The sequence below is a fragment of the Marinobacter sp. C7 genome (assembly GCF_022343555.1).
GTDB lineage: Bacteria > Pseudomonadota > Gammaproteobacteria > Pseudomonadales > Oleiphilaceae > Marinobacter.
In genome coordinates, this window is record NZ_JAKQZH010000001.1 from 645,756 (window position 1) to 663,400 (window position 17,645).

Consider the following 17,645-nt stretch of genomic DNA (forward strand, 5'->3'; position numbering starts at 1 on the left):
TGCCTGACGGTTGCGGGGACTGATCGGGGCTCCGGCCCTGACCTGCCTCAAGTAAGTACCAGCCCGCCCTTGTAATTTCCCGAACCTCATCAAATATAGTGGTTAGCAAACGAGCAAAAGCTCAGAACGATTAACCAGTGGTGAGGACCGTAATGGAATTCAAAGACTATTACGCCGTACTCGGTGTGAGTGAGTCTGCCACCCCCGAGGAAATCAAGAAGGCCTACCGCAAGCTGGCGCGGAAGTACCATCCGGATGTCAGCAAGGAAGAGAAAGCCGACGAAAAGTTCAAGGACGTCGGCGAGGCCTATGAAGTCCTGAAAGACCCGGAGAAGCGGGCCGAATACGACCAGTTGCGCAAATACGGCGCCCGGGGCGATGGTTCGTTTGAACCACCACCCGGCTGGCAGAGTGCTTCCGGCTTTGGCGGTGGTGGCTTCACGGATGCCGATGCCAGCCAGTTCAGCGACTTCTTCGAGGAGATCTTCGGCGGCGGCCGCCGGGGTGGGTTCTCCGGTGGCTTTGGCGGTGGCGGGTTCCGTCAGAACATGCGCATGCGTGGTGAAGACGTGAATGCCCGGCTCGCCCTGTTCCTGGAGGAAGCGTTTCATGGCTGCGAGAAGCAGGTGTCGTTCACCGTGCACGAGGCGGACGAACACGGCCGCGTGATCCCTCGACAAAAGACCCTGAAGGTGAAGATCCCCGCCGGCATGCGTGAAGGCCAGCATATTCGCCTGAAGGGCCAGGGTTCACCCGGAATTGGTGGAGGTGAGCCCGGGGATCTGTTCATCGAGATCGAGTTTGCGCCGCACCCCCATTTCACAGTGGAAGGGCGTGATGTGCTGATCACGGTGCCGGTGGCTCCCTGGGAGGCGGCACTGGGAGCCACTGTGACTGTTCCCACTGTCGGCTCGAAGGTCAATGTGAAGGTGCCGAAAGGCTCCACCAGCGGCCGCAAGCTGCGGCTCAAGGGCAAGGGCTTCCCCGGCAAGCATCCGGGCGACCAGATTGTGGTCCTGCAGGTGGCCATGCCCGAAAAGCATACGCCCGAGGCGGAAAAGCTCTACGAGCAGCTGGCCGAGGCCGAGAAGAACTTCAACCCACGCAGCAAGCTCCATGTCTGAGCGGGAGTAGGGAATGACCAGGCAAGATCAGATTCTGACCGTGGAAGTGGTGGATTCCGAAGGCGGTACCTTTACCCTGCGCGAGATTTGCGAGCGGGGTGACTGCCACGCCGAGTTCGTCATCAAACTGGTGAATTACGGCGTCATCACGCCGATTGAAGATGTTCCGGAGACAGCCCAGTGGCAGTTCGATGTTGCCGCACTGAGCCGCCTGCACAAGGCCATGCGGCTTCAGCGCGACCTCAAGATCAACTTGCCGGGCCTGGCCATGTCCCTGGACCTGCTGGACGAAGTTCAGGAAATGCGCCGGGAGGTGGATCGGTTGAATCGGCAGTTGCGGCACCTGCTGGGAGAGTGAGGTAGCCTGAGAAAGGGGTCAGAAGAAGGCTTTCTTCAGACCCCGACTTGGCGGCTAACGCCCGAGCCCGATGAACCCCAGGGGTCAGAAGAAAGCGTTCTTCTGACCCCAATCTGGCGGCTATTTCCGGGGCCGGTCAACCTCCGGGGTCAGATGAAGGCGTTCATCTGACCCCATCTTCACCCGCCTATTTCCCGTCCTTCTCCAGAGCCTGCAACTCCGCGTAAATCTTCTCCGCCTCCTCCATCAGCGTCCCATGGGTCCGTAAATCCCCATTGCGCTGCGCATGAAGCGCCTTGGCCAGCTTGTCCTCGTAGGCTTTCTTCAGTTTCTTTTTCGGATCACTCTTCAGGAATCCCAGCATCATTTTCCCCGATCAGTTGTACCTGAGAAGGGTACGCCCGGTGCGGGGAATGGTTCACAAACAGGGGTCAGAAGAAAGCCTTCTTCTGACCCCAACTTGATGGCTATCCCCCCGACCCGGCCAACCCCAAGCTGGCGGCCATCCCCGGCTTAGGCCCTTTAGCCGCAAACCCGGTTGCGAGCGTCGCGATATTCCCGGGCCAGCCGCTCCACAAGCTCCGCGACCCCGAGCACATCGTGGATCTGACTCACCCCCTGACCGGCGGACCAGACGGTCTTCCAGGCCTTGGCCTCATCATCTACCGGCTTCAGCTTCTCACCGTAATTGATGTCGCCAGCCTGGCTGAGTTTGTCCATGTCATAACCCGCCGCCTCCAGGCTCTGGCGCATGAAGCTGGCGGGCACGCCGGAGACGGCCGGGGTGTGAACGATATCGGCCGACACGGCCTCGATGATCATATTCCGGTAGGCGTCTTCGGCCTGCGATTCCGTGGTGTTGATGAACCGGGTGCCCACATAGGCCAGATCTGCGCCCAGTGCCTGGGCCGCGAGGATGTCCTCGCCATGGGAGAGGCCACCGGCAAGCAGGATGGTGCCGTCGAATACCTCCCGGATTTCATGGACCAGTACAAACGGATTGATGGTTCCCGCATGGCCCCCGGCGCCGGCCGCCACGGCGATGATGCCATCCACACCGGCTTCGGCCGCCTTGCGGGCATGCTTCTGGTTGGTGACATCGTGGAACACCAGCCCGCCATAACTGTGCACAGCATCCACCACCTGGCTGGCTGCCCCCAGGGAGGTGATCACTATCGGCACCTTGTGCTTCACGCACAGTTCCAGATCTTCCTGCCAGCGCGGGTTGCTGCGATGGACAATGAGGTTCACTGCCCAGGGGGCCACCTTTGTTGTCGGGTTGTCCCTGCCAAAGCGGCCAAGTTCTTCGTGCATCTGCACCAGCCACTGTTCGAAGCCCTCGCTGGTGCGCTGGTTCAGTGCCGGAAAGCTCCCCACGATACCTTGTTTGCAGCAAGCCAGAGCCAGCTCCGGGCCGGAAATGAGGAACATGGGAGCCGCCACAAGGGGCAGGGACAGCGAATCGGCAAGCGAGGAGGGCAATGGCATGGCATTTCCTTAATTTTTATCGGAACTTTTGTAGGATATAAAGGATCTTAGCGTGCCTCGGCCTCCGTGGAAACGACGGACGGCCCATTGGATCGGAACACTCAAAAACGAAAAGGGAGCCCTGACATGGGTGAAGCGAAGCGTCGCAAGCAAACCGGAGCACCATCTCCCCACAGGTCCGGCATCCGGGTTGCCATCATCGGTAGTGTCGTTGTTATTGCCATCGCCGTCGTCGTTGGTCTGTATTTGCTGACTGCGGCACCACAGCCAACCTCTGATGATTTGCCTACGGCGGCACCCGATGCCCAACCGTTCCCGTCACATCTGGACGAGTACGGCGTCTCCGTCGGTGATGAAAACGCTCCGGTTGTGGTCCGGGAGTTCGCCGACTATCAGTGCCCGGCCTGCGCGCGCTTCTCCGAGGCTACCCAGCGCTTGAAACAGGAGTACGTTGAATCGGGTCAGGTCCGCTTTGTCTATTTCGATCTGCCGCTGCAACAGCATCAAAACGCCATGCCTGCGGCACTGGCCGCCCGCTGCGCCGGTGTTCAGGACGCTTACTGGCAGATGCACGACAAACTTTTTGCCTCCCAGACCGAGTGGAGCGGATCGAACGATCCGGAGGCAACCTTCACCCGGTATGCCGGTGACCTCGGCTTGAACGAGCGCCGTTTCCAGAACTGCATGGAATCGCAGCTGTACCGCGAGGATGTCGAGCAGAGCCGACAGGTGGCTGTGCAGATGCGGGCGATGGGAACGCCGACGGTGTATGTAGACAACATCAAACTGACCCGGCCCGGCTGGGGCCAGCTCTCTGCCGTGGTTGAGCGTGAATTGAATGCTGGCGACAACTGAAACGTAGCCAACAGGCAGGCGGGCAGAGCTCTGCGGCCACCCCTGACTTGCGAAGTGCTCCAGGTTGGTTAAACTTTGCGCCCTCGCGAAACCCGCGATTGAACCGAACCCATGCTCCGGATTTACGATCCGGCCCGCAGGAGATAACCATGAGCAATGATGTTGTTGTCTGCGCACTCTACAAGTTCGCAGTCCTGAACGATTACAAAGAGCTCCGCCAGCCTCTGCTGGACCTGATGCTCGAAAAAGATGTCCACGGCACCCTGCTGCTGGCCCGCGAAGGCATCAACGGCACCATCGCCGGCAGCCGTGAAGGCATCGACGCCGTCAAGGCCTGGATCGCCAGTGACGAGCGTTTCGACGGCATCGACTACAAGGAATCCTTTGTGGACATCCAGCCGTTCAAGCGCACCAAGGTGAAGCTCAAGAAAGAGATCGTCACCATGGGCGTGGAAGGCATCGACCCGAAGCGGGTGGTCGGCACTTATGTCGATCCGAAAGAGTGGAATGACCTGATTTCCGATCCGGACGTGCTGCTGATCGACACCCGCAACCAGTATGAGGTGGAAATCGGCACCTTCAAGAACGCCGTCAACCCGTCTACCGATACGTTCCGCGAGTTCCCGGAATACGTGAAGGAAAACCTGGATCCTTCCAAGCACAAAAAGGTGGCCATGTTCTGCACCGGCGGCATCCGTTGCGAGAAATCCACCGCCTACCTCAAGGAACAGGGCTTTGATGAGGTGTATCACCTCAAAGGCGGCATCCTGAAGTACCTGGAGGACGTACCCGAAGAACAGAGTCTCTGGCAGGGTGAATGCTTTGTCTTTGATGACCGGGTCACGGTGAACCACCGGCTTGAGCGCGGCGAGTACGATCAGTGCCATGCCTGCCGTCGCCCGATTACCGAGGACGACAAGCAGCGCCCCGAGTACGAGCAGGGTGTCAGCTGCCACCAGTGTATCGACTCATTGACCGAAGAGCAGAAAGCCCGGTTCAAAGAGCGCGAGCGCCAGATGCGTCTTGCCCAGGAGCGTGGCGAGGTGCATGTAGGTGGCGAAGCTGCCCGCATCATTGCCGAACGCAAGGCCCGCAAGAAAGCCGAGCGTGAAGCGCAGGCGCGAAAGAGTCTGGAAGGGGAAAAGGTTCGTAAGACCACGGGCGCCTGATATTCAACTGACAGGAGGATTCATGGGTTTCAGACACGCAGTCGCAGTGACCAGCTTGTTGGCGCTTGCGCCGTTCGTGCAGGCACAGGATGCCGCCGACTGGAAAGGCGAGGCGGAACTGGGGGTGCTGGTGACTTCGGGCAACTCCGAAGAAACCAATGCCAATGGCCGACTGGCGCTGACCCATGAAATCGAGAAGTGGCGGAACTCCGGCGAGTTGAGCTCCAAGTATTCCAAAGCCGAAGGTGAAACCACCGCCGAGGAGTACAAGGCATCGGCCCAGACTGACTACAAGTTTGCAGAGCGTCAGTACTGGTTCCTGCGTGGCTCCTACGAAGACGACCGCTTCTCCGGCTACGATTTCGAATCCACCGCCACCACCGGCTACGGCCACCGGGTCTGGGAATCCGGGGAACGTTCCTTCCTGGATCTCTCGGCGGGTGCCGGTTACCGGTACAACAGGCTGAAAACCCCGGATTCCGAAGGCAACCGCGCCGAGGAAGAGGCCATCGCCCGCCTGGCCGGACATTTTGACTACGCCTTGTCCGAGAACTCGCTGTTTCGCCAGAAGCTGAGCACCGAGATCGGCCTTGACGACAACAACACAGTCAGTGAATCGGAAACCTCGCTTCAGTCGACTGTGGTGGGAAACCTGTCGATGAAAGTGGCCTTCCGGGCCAAGCACGTCTCCGACCCGCCGGAGGGGGCGGAGAGTACGGATACGGAGACGTCGCTGTCGTTGTTGTACGGATTTTGACGTGAACCCGGGGTCAGAAGAACGCCTTCTTCTGACCCCTTCTTTATCAAAACTGGGGTCAGATGAAGGATTTCATCAGACCCCTTTTGCCTGCGCCTTGCTCCGGGGTCAGAAGAATGCTTTCTTCTGACCCCTTTTTCAGCCATCAGACCTTATTCCGCAATCCCAGTTCATCCGGGTACGGCGTCAGATACTTCTGCACGTGCAGATAATCCACCGGTTCCCTTCGCTGGGCCATGCGCAGTAGCGTCATGGGCACCACAAGCGGCACTTCGCCGCGCTGGTAGGCTTCCATCTGTTCCAGCAGTACTTTCTTGTCTTCGGCGTGCATGGACTCCTTGAGGTAGCCCAGCAGATGCATCATCGCGTTCATGTGCGAGCCGCGGCTGACTTTCTGGCTCATGGCTTCCATGAACAGGTGGATGTAGCGGTCGGCGATGTTCTCCAGCGGCTCGGATTTCAGGTCGCTCAGTAGCGGGCCGAGCTGGCGATAGATCTTCTCCGAGTGGGCCAGCAGCTGGAACTTGTGCCGGGTGTGGAATTCGATCAGGGCCTGGGCGGTCAGCTGGTCGCCGGCGACGTTCTGCATCCAGTCATCGTAGGCGAAAACCCGCTCGATGAAGTTTTCCCGGAGCATGTCATCGTTGAGTCTGCCTTCCTCTTCCACCGGCATCAGCGGGTAGGCGCGCATCAACGCCTCGGCAAACAGGCCCTGGCCATCCCGGCGGGTCACCCGGCCCTCCTCGTTATGTACCTTGATCCGTTCCATGCCACAGCTGGGGGACTTGGCCATCAGGATGTAGCCGCGCAGGTCGGAAAGGGTGGGCATGATCTGGTCGATGAAGCGGTTCATTTCATCGGTGTGATCGGCGGTGCCTTTGGTTTCGATGAGCCGGATGCCATCGGCGTATTCCCGCAGATGGATAGCCGGGCGCGGGACGCCGAGGCCGGCTTCCAGTTCGGGGCAGATGGACCGAAACTCAAAATGCTTCGACAGTACCTGGGTACAATAGCGGGAATGCTTGTGACCGCCGTCATGGCGGACTTCCTTGCCCAGCAGGCAGGTGCTGATACCGACGGGAATACCACTCACGTGTCGTCTCCGGTTGTTAAAACGTCACTTGTAATACGTGATTTCAGTCTAGCCCGATCAGTGCGCTCACGAAACTAGGCCGACCCGGATTTTGGCAGTCCGCTGATCGGGTGCTGGTGACGCTTTTTTTCCACCAGCGCGAGCGTACTCGCGTAGATGTTTCGAACATCCTTCGCGAACTGTTCCACCGAGAAATCGGCCGCAAACTCCAGGGCATTGGCAGAGAGGGTCTCGCGTAATTCGTTGTCTTCCAGAAGCTTCTTCACCTTCACAATCCACTGTTCCTGCTTTTCCGGTGTCTTGAAGCCATTGAATCCGTGGCGCACCACATCGTCGATCCCGCTGGAGCGAACGGCGACAACCGGAAGGCCGGCGGCCATGGCCTCCAGGATGACCATGCCCTGGGTTTCGGACTTGGAAGCGAACAGGAAGGCATCGCCCAGGTGGTACCACAGGGCCATCTCATCGGGTGGCACGGCGCCGACAAGTATGAAGTGCTGCCGCAGGCCGAGGGATTCGATCTTCTTCTGGAGTCGCTCTTTCTGGTGGCCATCGCCGATCATCAGGAAGCGGAAGGGCGCATCGGTCTGTTTGCGCAGCGCGTCGATGGCCTCGATCATGAAGTCGATGTTCTTCTCGTTGGACAGGCGCGAGACACTGACGAAGATTTTCTCGTCGGTGATCCCGAGTTTCTTGCGGAGCTTGTCCACATCCGCCGGATTCACGTCCTGGAACTTCTCGTACTCGATGCCGGTGGGTTGCACGAAGGTGGGCGTTTTCACGCCGATCATGCGCAGGTATTCCTCGGTGGAGTAGGTGGGTACGATGACACCGTCGCACTTGTTGGCGAAGTGCTTGATCAGCGCGTGGGAAATCAGGTTCCGGAACAGCATCCCGGGCAGTGGCACGAAGTGGGCGTAGTGCTCCAGCCTCGTGTGGTAGGTGTAGATTGCCGGTACCTTGAGGGTGCGGGCAATGAACAGCCCCAGGCTGCCAAGCCAGAACGGATGATGGACATGGATGATGTCCGGCCGGAAGGCCTTCACCCGCGCCCGGATCCGGGGCATGAAAATGTTGGCCAGCCGAAACTCCCGGTTCTTGCCCATGGTCAGCAGGGAGGGCACCCGCAGCACGGATTCCTCGTGGTCCGGCTGATCCTTGTAGCCGGGGGCAACGATGAGGGGGCTGTCACCGAGTTCCGCCAGGCCCCGTCGCAAGCGCTCGATGGAGATGGGAACGCCTCCGATGAAGGGCAGGTAGTTGTTGGTGAACATGGCGACCCTGAGAGACTTGTCGAGCCAGGGGGTCGGGTCCAGGTCGTAGTCCGGGTAATAATCCTTGCCAATGAAGATGGTCTGGTACAGTTTGATGGCGATGGCCGCGAACACGGCAACGATCAGGATAAAGTTAAGGTAGCCGGTGTAGAACAGTGAATAGATAAAGAACCACAGGCTCTCCAGAGTCTTCCATACCGGGTGCTGGCCCACTTCAAGCTTCTCCAGCCCATAAGACACCTCGCCGTCGGGAGTCACATTCACCCGGACATAGTGATAGAAGCTGGTCTCATTGTTGAGCACCAGCCCGCCAGCGCCCCCGGTGGTAATGAACTGTGTGCCATTGCGCTCCTGCTCTGAGAACAGGGAAACGTTCGAGGAGAACACCATGTCGATGCCATGAGCATCAATTTCCTCGAGCAGTGCTTCGCGGAATTCCGGTGGCTGCAGGTAGTCCTCGTCCTGATCGAACAGGGGGTTCTGTTTTGGCTGCAATGGCGGGTGGCCAATGAACAGGATGCGCGCGTTGCTGGTGTCCTGACTCAGCAGGTCATTAAGCCAACGGATCTGCCAGCGCCAGGGGGTCTTGCCGGTACTGTCCAGAAAGATCAGCCGGGCGTTGCCCGCCCGGATGCTGTAGAAGTGCGGGCCGAAATGGTCATAGAAGCGGAAGCTGCCGAAGTTGTCGTATTCGTGGGCGCCGAAGGTCAGCAGGTAGGGAATCTGCAAATGACTGAGGGTGCCGTACAAAGCACGGTACTTGTCCTCGCCACCGCCACTGACCGCATTACCCGCGGATACCATGAAATCCAGCCCGGAGCTGTTCAGCTCGGGAATAATCCTTTCCTCGAATATCCCGATGGAATTATTGATGTTGCCAACCACCGCAAAGCTGACGGCTTCACCGCGTTTGACCCGCTCATGGATGCGTTCCACCTGGGTACTGTGAAGACTGTTGAAGTCCTGCATGAAAAGGTTCAGATAGGTCTTGTACCCGACCAGCAGGATGACGATCAGGAGGCACAGATAGAACAGCAGTTTCAGCGGGTTTCGGAAGATCATCCGGATCTCCTGCGGTCTTTGGTAAGTTCCCTTTGGAGCACGATCAGCCCGACAATCATGCCAAGGTAAATGGTCAGGAAGCGCCAGCCCACGGTGACCAGTACCAGGTGATTACCAGACAGGATATCCCGAAAGAAACTGCCGAACACCCCCTCGGAGATGCCGGAGGCGCCGGGGGTGGGTGAGAAATACATAATAAAGGTGGTGACCACCAGCAGCCCGACCGTTACCAGGTAGTCCACCTCGTAGCCCAGGCTGTAGATGAGCAGGGCCGGGAAACTGAACAGGCTGAGCAGGAAGGTAGCGGTAAAAAACACCGACAGCAGCACAAACAACGGGCGCCCCTCGATGTAATCGTTGAAGCTGAAGGAAAACCGCAGCATCTCGCGACGGCATTTGAACTGCCAGCGGTCGTGGCGCCGGGCATTGATCAGGTGGGCTCGCCTGAGCAGGCTGATGAGTCTGCTCAGAGGCAGGATAAGCCATCGGGTCCTGAACAACAGAACGATAAAGAAGCCCAGGTACAGGGTGATGAACACCGCCAGGGCAGTGCCGATCTCACCCGAGATCGTCTCATTTTCCAGTGCTTTCAGCGTGAACAGGAAAACCGGGGTGAGCGAAAAGATGAAGATCACCGCCAGGACCGTCCGGATCGTGGTCGCTGCGGTGGCCCGCCCCACGGGAACCCCATGGCGGGTAAGGTACCAGATCTGGGCAAAGCCGCCCCCCGTGGCCATCGGCGTCACGTTCGAGAAAAACAAGTTGATGAACACCAGTTTGAACATGAACCGGAACGGCAGCTTGTGGTCCAGGGCCCGCAAGGTGTAGTAGAGCCGCAGCCCGTCAGACAGGTAATACACCAGCAGCAGCGTGCCGAAGGCGAGCAGGCTCTGGGGGGCGATGAGTCGGGTGTCGAACGTGATGCTGCGATCGGCGAACTGGTGATAGACCGTGTAAAGCCCCGCAGCCGTCAGGGCAACAAAGATCAGGCTGAAGAAACCAAGTCTTCGCCAGGAGGTCCCGCTCTCGTAATCGATGTCCGTTGAGTCTGTCATGGGCTGCCCGTCAGAGTGAGACGGGCAGTTTACAGGGGAAGTGGCAGTAGTTGTCCAGTGGTGCCTTAGTGGCCATATACCATCATGGTGGTGTCCGTGATGGCAAAGTCCGTGAACTGGACACTGCCGATGCTGGTCCCCCCGATCCGGAAGATGGGCATGTCGATATCGGCACGGAACTCGACGTCATGCACCGACAGCCCCTCCTTCCCGGACGCGGCACTGGTGCCCCGGGACAGCTTCGCCGTGGCATGGGCCATGCCGAAATGCCCCAGCGTGTCATCCCCGCGGCGATTGTGGATCTGCAGCCCCTCGATGCCCACCGCGGCAAAGTTGAACACCAGAAGCAGGTCAGCCGCCTCCCAGTTCAGGCTGCCGTTGGTGATCTCGAAGTGGGTATCCAGCTGCAGTTCCGAGCCGGACACCACATTGCCATTGGCCAGCGTACGGGTATTGCCGCCCTGGTTCCGGATCACCAGATCCGTCGGTCCTACGTAGCTCTGTAGCAATACATCTGAAAACAGGGTGGCACTGCCCTCCGAGCCGGACGTCACAATGCTGTCCACCGCCAACTCGAAATCCACGGCCCGGAGGTAGTCGTTCAGGCTGGTTGGGTCGCCGTAATCAATGGCGCCCAGGTGCATCACCAGATCCCCGCTATCGAACTGTTTGCCGAACTCACCGTTCACCGAGTAAGTGGTCAGGGCCTCGGCCACATCCGGATCGCCGGGGTCCAACAGCCCCGCATCCGCCCGGCGGGCAATCTCCGAGAAACCGTGCTCCAGCACCTCACCGTCACCGGCGATATCTATGGTCAGCTTCGTGTTATCCAGCACCGTGTCGTTCCGACCCGACAGCCGGAGCCCGTTCACACTCAGGGAGCCCTCATCCGTCCAGGTCAGGCGGTCCATCGTGATTCTGGTTTCCAGTTCAATGGTCACGCCGGCCTGACCGGTCACCGTGGCCATGCTGCGGTCATCAAGTTCACGGAATTCCGCGAGGGCCGAAGAGGGCAACGCCAACGCAAATGCCATAAGGGGGAGGCACCTGCGCGGCGTTGGAAATGGTGAGGAGAGAACTGATTTCATAAGCGCCCCGATGTTGGTTCGACGAATCCTTGTTGTTATCGGGCCGCAGGGACTCCTGACTCAATGCGGCTAGGTGTAGTTACAGATTGTTACAGTAAGGGCCGGGCAGCTGATTTTCTGTGAGATAAGTCTCAACTGGCCGCTCCTGCATTATTTCGGGCGGTAGGCGAGGAGCAGGGCTTCCCAAAACCGTGCGGAGCCAGGGATGGCGGAGCCGAGCGTACAGGGAGGTATTCACAGCGTGTTTTGGGAGGTCGCCCCCTCGTCAATCGCTACCCCCGAAATCAGGAAAGTGCATGGCGAATCAGGGCTTTCTGGTGCTCAGCAAACCGGCGAATCAGTTCCTGCGCTTTGCCAGCATCACGAGCCAAAACGGCCTCCGGCAATCGGGAGAAAAACTCCACCGTCTGTTTCAGGCCCTGCCGATAGGTGTCGGCACTCAGGTAGTAGGCCCGGCTCACCGCCGGCTTGAAGTTGGTAAGAGCTTCCGTCAGGTACGGATTGTCCACCACCTGGCAGCAGGCCTCCATCACCCCGAAACTGGCCTCCACCAAAGCCTTGATGTCGGCATCCGGCTTCGCCATTTGCTCGGTTACCCGAGCCACCTTATCCAGCATCGGTTGCTTGTCCGGCTCCTGCCAGCGCTCACACAAGCGTGCGGCCAGCATCATCAGCAGATGCATGTAAACGTCATACAGTTCGGCTGCATGATCCGCATCCAGCCGGCTGGCCGACGCGCCCTTGCGGGGCGTGATGTCGACCAGGTGCCAACGTTCCAGGGTATACAGCGCTTCCTTCACCGACGCCCGGCTCACCTTCAGCTCATTGGCCAGGGTGGCTTCCTGGATGCGCTCACCCGGGCGGATCCGCCCGGTCATGATCCGCTCGGCCAGATAATTGGCTATCTGCTCCGCCAGGGTATTGGGCACCTGAAAATCCATAAAGTCCTCTGGACAGCTTCTGGAAGGGATTATGCGGCGGAAGTTTAGCACAGGCCCCGCCCTTGAAATCCGATTGAAACGCACGCAGGTATACAGTTTGAATTCTCTGAACCAGAAGGGAAATGACCATGCCCAAGCATTTCGAGGAGGCCCCCGGCCTTTACGACGACCCCGTTCCCGAGACCGAAGGCTTTGTCTTCAACCAGACCATGATGCGCATCAAGGAGCCTGAGCGCTCACTGGATTTCTACACCCGGGTCCTGGGTATGCACCTGATCCGCAAGCTGGATTTCCCGGAGATGAAATTCACCCTCTACTTCCTGGGTTACCTGGATGACCGCTCGGCCCAGTTCGTCCCGAATGACGACGCCCACCGCACCACCTACACCTTCGGCCGTGAGGCGATGCTCGAGCTGACCCATAACTGGGGCACCGAGGATGACAACGACTTTGCCTACCACAATGGCAACGACGAGCCCCAGGGCTTTGGTCATATCGGCATTGCGGTACCGGACGTGTATGCCGCCTCAGACCGCTTCGAAAAGCTGGGCGTGGAATTCGTGAAGAAGCCGGATGACGGCAAGATGAAAGGCCTGGCCTTCATCAAGGATCCGGACGGCTACTGGATCGAGATCCTGCAGCCGGACATGCTCGAGAAGCAGCGCAAGGACGACTGAACGCCCTCGCTGTCAGCCGCCGTCGGATGCCTGTCCGGCGGCGGGCTTCCCGCCAAACCTGGACGCGACGATCACCGCCGCCGTCAGGATCAGGGCGCCTGCAATGCCGACCGGTCCCAGTACCTCGCCCAGGAAAACCCAGGCCAGCAAGGCCACGAACAGCGGCTCCAGCGTCACGATGATGCTCGAGAGCGTCGCCGGTGTGGTTTTCATGCCGGTGAAAAAGCTCACGTAACCGATACACGTGGGTACCACGCCGATGTACGTCACCATCAGCCAGTGGTGAACCCCCAGGGTTTCCAGTCCGGCGAACCCGCCACTCACGGCCACCACCGGCAGCAGAATCAGCGCAGCGGTGAAAAAACAGATGAATGCCGTGGTGAATACCGGTGTTCCGGCCGAGTTGTATCGGCTGGTGAGGGTGAAGCCGGTGTAGACACAGGCGGCCAGCAGGGCCATCAGGAGACCGGCCAGGCGCAGGGTGCCGCTGGTATCCATGTCGCTCAGCACCAGCATGGCGGTGCCGATGATGGCCGCTACCAGTGAGAGGATGGTCAGCAAGCCCGGCTTTTCACCGAGCAGGGGCGCTGCGGTGATGGCCACCAGCACCGGTGGCAGGCACAGGGCAATCAGGGTGGCGATGCCGGCACCGGTCATATCGACCGCCAGGAGGTAGCTGCCCTGGTAGAAAGCCTGGAACAGGCCGAGTGCCGCCAGGGGCAGGAGGGCCTTCAGCCCCAGGTGCCGCAGGGAGCTCCCGGGTACCCGCTCGCCGGGATGCGCCCGATTGAGCTGGACCTGTTCCCGCCGCATCAGCAGCCAGAAGAACGGCAAGGCCACCACCAGGCGAAGAAAACCCAGGGTAATGGCTTGCAGTTCCGTGCCGGTAAACAGAAATTTGGCGACGATGCCTGTGGTCGCCCACAGCAAGGCCGCCAGGGCGATCAACAGTGCGCCTTGGATCATTCAATAACCAATATAATCAGCTCTTTGGGGCCATGGACACCGTAGGCCAGGGTCTGCTCGATGTCCGCGGTTTTGGATGGCCCAGAGATTAACAGTGCATTGGTCGGCATGCCAGCGGCCCAGTTCTGGGCAAGCATGGCTTCGTGGAACGTGGTGTAGATTTCCGAGGCATTCAGCACCGCAATGTGTACCGGCGGCACCAGACTCATCAGGCGTGGTTCGTCCGGTGTCGGCCACAGGATCAGCGAACCGGTTTCGGCGATACCGCCCCGGGTGGAGGTGATACTGGCATCCACCTCGTTGAACAGGTGTAGCTGCCAGCTCTCGATCGGCTCGTCGTAAAGCAGCAGTTCCGGCAGGTCGGTTCGCTCGGAGGCCTTGATGGCCTGACCGATGGCGTGCTCGTTCGGGACCATCAGATTGCGGGCACCGCGGGTGTTCAGCACTTCGGCCAGCCGCTCGATCCAGCTGTCAGACGTGCAGTGGTGGACCTCACCATGGACCGATTCGATCATTTTCTCGAACAGCTCGATCCGTTCAGCGGTGCTCCAGTCCGGCCGCTTCAGCACCGAGAAATCGCACTCAGGGGCCGTCAGCTCGCCGCCGGTGCGGTTGCGCAGTCGCTGGAGAATGATATTTCGGGAACTCACTGGCCACGCTCCTTCATCCGCTGGTGCAGGGTTTTGGCGGCAAGCTTCGGTGCCGTGCGGTAATCGGTCCAGGCGCCGGCCTTCGAGGGCTGCAGGGCCCGGAATTTTGCCGCGACTCCGGTGCCCAGCCGGTAGATGCCGGGGCTGGCATGCATCCAGGCCCAGCCTTTCCAGATCAGGGCTTCACCGGTGCTGCGTTTGGCGCCGTGGCCCCGGACTTTGGCCGGGTGGAGCCGGTCGCCGTCCACCGACTCCTGGCGCAGGCGTACCAGCAGATCCGGAATCGGGATCTTCACCGGACAGACCTCGCCACAGGCGCCGCACAGGCTGGAGGCGGTGGGCAGATGCCGGCCTTCGTCCAGGCCGATCAGGTGCGGCATCAGGATCTTGCCGATGGGGCCGGGGTAGGTGGTGCCATAGGTGTGGCCACCGACCCGGGTATAGACCGGGCAGTGATTCATGCAGGCGCCGCAGCGGATACAGCGCAGGGTGTCCAGCAGCTCATCGTCCTGGTAGATGGAGGAGCGGCCGTTATCCACCAGAACCACATGGACTTCCTCGGGCCCATCCAGCTCCTCGCCCTTGCGCGGGCTGGAGATCATGTTGAAGTAAGTGGTGATGTGCTGGCCGGTGGCCGACCGGGTCAGCAATGCCAGCAGTGCCGAGACATCCTCCAGGCTCGGCACCACCTTCTCGATGCCGGTGACGGCAATGTGGCAGGGCGGTACCGTAGTGGTCATCCGGCCATTACCCTCATTCTCCACCAGGCACAGGGTGCCGGTCTCTGCCACCGCGAAGTTGACGCCCGACACGCCCACATCCGCATTCATGAACTTTTCCCGAAGCTGCTGGCGGGCGGAGGCAGTCAGGTACTCGACATCATTGGAGAGGTCGGTGCCGGTCTTCTCGTGCATCAGTTCGGAGATCTCACCGGTGTTCTTGTGGATCGCCGGCATGATGATATGGGAGGGCGTTTCGTCCGCGAGCTGGACAATGTACTCGCCCAGATCCGATTCGAGAGCCTCGATGCCCTGGTCCTGGAGGTAGTGGTTGAGCTCCATCTCCTCGGAGACCATGGACTTGCCCTTGATGACGGTTTTGGCGTCCCGGGCCATGCAGATGTCGCGGACGATCCGGCAGGCCTCGTCGCCGTCCACTGCCCAGTGCACCTTGATGCCGTTCTCGGTGAGCTTCTGCTCCAGTTGCTCCAGCAGGTCCGGCAGGTTGGACAGCGCTTTCAGGCGGATATTGGCGCCGAGATCCCGCAGGGTTTCCAGGTCCCAGCCCTCGAACGCCGCCTTGCGCTTGGCCATCAGCCCATCCATCGCCTTGCGGAAATTCTGGCGGATCTTCGGATTGTGGATGGCCGCGTGCGCCCGGGGATGAAATTCCCGTACGTCAATGTGGTGGTGGGACTGGGCAGTGATGTCACTCATGACTGGCCTCCGGTGTTCCCGCGAGTTCGCTCCCAAAGGAAGCTGAGTATGTGCTGGCCCTGTATCGGCTTGCCGTTCTTCTCGGCATAGCCGGCAATATTCATCAGGCAGCCGCAGTCAGTGGTGACGAATTCCCTGGCGCCGGTGTCGACCAGTGTGCCCACCTTTTCCTCGACCATCGCGCCGGAGATTTCCGGGTGACGGACCGCAAAGGTGCCACCAAATCCGCAGCATTCCTCGGGGCGAACCTGCTCCACAAGATTCACGTTCTTGAGCTGTCCGAGCAGGGCCGGGCCAACTTCCGCCACACCCATCTCCCGGCGGGCCGAGCAGGAGGTATGCATGGCGACCGTGACCGGTTCGCCCAGATCCTCCAGTTTGATGTGGCAGACATTCAGCAGGAAATCCGTCAGCTCCCAGACGCGCCCGGCGATTTCGGCGGCCTGGGTGGCTTCGGGCGTGTCCTTGAACAGCGAAGGGTAATGCTTGCGCATCATGCCGCCGCAGGAGCCGGAGGGCACCACAATCGGCCAGTCTTCGGGAAACAGGTCCAGCTGTGCCCGGGCTACCGAGCGGGCCTCATCGTGGTAACCGGACGTGTAGGCGGGTTGGCCACAGCAGGTCTGGCCCTGGGGGAAGATCACCTCGATGCCCTCCCGCTCCAGCAACTCCACGCCGGCAATGCCTGCATCCGGGTAGAACATGTCCACCAGACAGGTGCCGAAGTAATAGACCTTCTGAGGCTTGGACGGATAAACCTTGATGGGATCTGACATTAACGCCCCGCTCCGGGTATGGGATTGTTGTTATCCAACAATAATAGGGCGGGGGAGCGATGGTTGCCAAACGACTTTAGGAGAAGCTCGGGCAGCGGTCTGAAGCCGCTGCCCGAGACGTTTACTCGATGGTCAGTCGGTCTGCATTCTTTTCGACAGTCCGTGCACCAATGCCCTTGACGTTGGAAAGGTCGGCGGTGGAGGCAAAGGGCCCATTGGCTTCGCGGTATTCGATAATAGCCTGTGCCTTGCTCTCGCCAATGCCGTTCAGGCTTGCCAGGGTGGCGACGTCGGCGGTGTTGATGTTCACGGCGGCTTCCTGGGCGTGAGCGAAGCCGGTGAACAGGCTGAACAGCAGAACCAGCGTGGCGATGATGGGGGTGCGTTTCATGTAAGAAGACTCCTGAGATTGGATAACGTCGTTTGGATTGTTTGCCGGGACGTCATGCAGCACAGGCTCAGGCCCACGCGAGGCGTGAGGGAGGTCTCAGAGGGGGGGATCGGACGGTGGAGATGCAGAAGACGGAGTGCACGGATCGGACCACGCTCCCTGTGGTCCGTAAATCCGTGGCTGACCCCTGCCTGGTCCTTCAGGCTGCGCATCATCCTGAGCGCTTCGTCCTTGCGGTCATCCCTGTAATCCCGATCCTTCGGGTAACTCCTGATCCGTGGAGTTGTCATCCTTGAGCCAACGATCCTTGCCGGCTGTCATCCCTGACAGTTCCTATTCTATCGAGGATGGTCTGCAGCAAAATCGGAATTTCGCTCTGCGGAGTGTGCGATATGTCTTACGCCGATGTAAGCCGCCGAACCAGGGGTCAGAAGAACGCCTTCTTCTGACCCCAGCTTGGCCGCCACTCCGAGGCTGGCCACCAC

General features: G+C 59.9%; 18 protein-coding genes. 6 read left to right on the plus strand and 12 right to left on the minus strand.

Annotation, left to right across the window (positions count from 1 at the left end):
- Positions 1-152: 152 nt before the first annotated feature.
- Together MD273_RS02930 and MD273_RS02935 are read left to right on the plus strand one after the other, a co-directional pair.
- On the plus strand, positions 153-1,124 hold the full coding sequence (locus MD273_RS02930) for a DnaJ C-terminal domain-containing protein (protein WP_239036269.1): 972 nt from the start codon (positions 153-155) through the stop codon (positions 1,122-1,124).
- Between the two features lie 13 nt (positions 1,125-1,137).
- Positions 1,138-1,482 (plus strand): chaperone modulator CbpM, encoded by a 345-nt coding sequence (locus MD273_RS02935; RefSeq protein WP_239036270.1) that lies wholly within the window; start codon positions 1,138-1,140, stop codon positions 1,480-1,482.
- Positions 1,483-1,669: 187 nt separating this feature from the next.
- Here MD273_RS02935 and MD273_RS02940 read toward each other — a convergent pair whose 3' ends face one another.
- Both MD273_RS02940 and MD273_RS02945 read right to left on the minus strand, forming a co-directional pair.
- Positions 1,670-1,846 carry a DUF6435 family protein gene (locus tag MD273_RS02940; RefSeq protein ID WP_239036271.1) on the minus strand — a complete coding sequence of 59 codons (177 nt, stop codon included), beginning with the start codon at positions 1,844-1,846 and terminating at the stop codon, positions 1,670-1,672.
- Between the two features lie 158 nt (positions 1,847-2,004).
- Positions 2,005-2,970, minus strand: coding sequence for an NAD(P)H-dependent flavin oxidoreductase (locus MD273_RS02945; RefSeq protein ID WP_239036272.1), 966 nt, complete (start codon positions 2,968-2,970; stop codon positions 2,005-2,007).
- 126 nt (positions 2,971-3,096) lie between these two features.
- Here MD273_RS02945 and MD273_RS02950 point away from each other — a divergent pair, with 126 nt between their 5' ends.
- From MD273_RS02950 to MD273_RS02960, 3 genes are all read left to right on the plus strand, one after another.
- Positions 3,097-3,825, plus strand: a complete 729-nt coding sequence (locus MD273_RS02950; protein WP_239036273.1) for a DsbA family protein — start codon at positions 3,097-3,099, stop codon at positions 3,823-3,825.
- Between the two features lie 149 nt (positions 3,826-3,974).
- The gene (trhO, locus tag MD273_RS02955; protein WP_239036274.1) at positions 3,975-4,994 is read left to right on the plus strand and encodes an oxygen-dependent tRNA uridine(34) hydroxylase TrhO; all 1,020 of its coding nucleotides are present in this window, start codon (positions 3,975-3,977) and stop codon (positions 4,992-4,994) included.
- Between the two features lie 22 nt (positions 4,995-5,016).
- The gene (locus MD273_RS02960) at positions 5,017-5,751 is read left to right on the plus strand and encodes a DUF481 domain-containing protein (protein ID WP_239036275.1); all 735 of its coding nucleotides are present in this window, start codon (positions 5,017-5,019) and stop codon (positions 5,749-5,751) included.
- Between the two features lie 145 nt (positions 5,752-5,896).
- Here the strand turns inward: MD273_RS02960 and MD273_RS19130 are convergent, their stop codons facing one another.
- From MD273_RS19130 to MD273_RS02985, 5 genes are all read right to left on the minus strand, one after another.
- Positions 5,897-6,844: a YbgA family protein gene (locus MD273_RS19130; RefSeq protein WP_239036276.1), complete on the minus strand. Its 948-nt coding sequence runs from the start codon at positions 6,842-6,844 to the stop codon at positions 5,897-5,899.
- Between the two features lie 74 nt (positions 6,845-6,918).
- Positions 6,919-9,180, minus strand: coding sequence for a glycosyltransferase (locus MD273_RS02970; RefSeq protein WP_239036277.1), 2,262 nt, complete (start codon positions 9,178-9,180; stop codon positions 6,919-6,921).
- Positions 9,177-10,235 (minus strand): lysylphosphatidylglycerol synthase transmembrane domain-containing protein, encoded by a 1,059-nt coding sequence (locus MD273_RS02975; protein WP_239036278.1) that lies wholly within the window; start codon positions 10,233-10,235, stop codon positions 9,177-9,179. Before MD273_RS02975 ends, MD273_RS02970 begins: the two co-directional genes overlap by 4 nt.
- Positions 10,236-10,300: 65 nt before the next feature.
- Positions 10,301-11,269, minus strand: coding sequence for a DUF6160 family protein (locus MD273_RS02980; RefSeq protein ID WP_239036279.1), 969 nt, complete (start codon positions 11,267-11,269; stop codon positions 10,301-10,303).
- Between the two features lie 338 nt (positions 11,270-11,607).
- Positions 11,608-12,264 carry a GntR family transcriptional regulator gene (locus MD273_RS02985; protein WP_239036280.1) on the minus strand — a complete coding sequence of 219 codons (657 nt, stop codon included), beginning with the start codon at positions 12,262-12,264 and terminating at the stop codon, positions 11,608-11,610.
- A gap of 128 nt (positions 12,265-12,392) precedes the next feature.
- Between MD273_RS02985 and gloA the strand changes: the two genes are divergently transcribed.
- Complete coding sequence (gloA, locus tag MD273_RS02990) at positions 12,393-12,941, plus strand: lactoylglutathione lyase (RefSeq protein ID WP_239036281.1); 549 nt, start codon at positions 12,393-12,395, stop codon at positions 12,939-12,941.
- 12 nt (positions 12,942-12,953) lie between these two features.
- On the opposite strand, the gene MD273_RS02995 is transcribed toward gloA, so the two are convergent.
- The 5 genes from MD273_RS02995 to MD273_RS03015 all read right to left on the minus strand — a co-directional run bounded on the left by MD273_RS02995 (position 12,954) and on the right by MD273_RS03015 (position 17,160).
- Entirely contained in the window at positions 12,954-13,907 is a 954-nt protein-coding gene (locus MD273_RS02995; RefSeq protein WP_239036282.1) for a DMT family transporter, read from the minus strand.
- The gene (locus tag MD273_RS03000; protein ID WP_239036283.1) at positions 13,904-14,557 is read right to left on the minus strand and encodes a LutC/YkgG family protein; all 654 of its coding nucleotides are present in this window, start codon (positions 14,555-14,557) and stop codon (positions 13,904-13,906) included. The genes MD273_RS02995 and MD273_RS03000 overlap by 4 nt, the downstream gene beginning before the upstream one ends.
- Positions 14,554-15,993: a LutB/LldF family L-lactate oxidation iron-sulfur protein gene (locus tag MD273_RS03005; protein ID WP_239036284.1), complete on the minus strand. Its 1,440-nt coding sequence runs from the start codon at positions 15,991-15,993 to the stop codon at positions 14,554-14,556. The genes MD273_RS03000 and MD273_RS03005 overlap by 4 nt, the downstream gene beginning before the upstream one ends.
- A complete protein-coding gene (locus tag MD273_RS03010) occupies positions 15,990-16,769 on the minus strand; it encodes a (Fe-S)-binding protein (RefSeq protein WP_239036285.1) in 780 nt (259 codons plus the stop codon). Before MD273_RS03010 ends, MD273_RS03005 begins: the two co-directional genes overlap by 4 nt.
- Before the next feature lie 121 nt (positions 16,770-16,890).
- Positions 16,891-17,160, minus strand: a complete 270-nt coding sequence (locus MD273_RS03015; RefSeq protein ID WP_239036286.1) for a ComEA family DNA-binding protein — start codon at positions 17,158-17,160, stop codon at positions 16,891-16,893.
- Positions 17,161-17,645 lie beyond the last annotated feature (485 nt).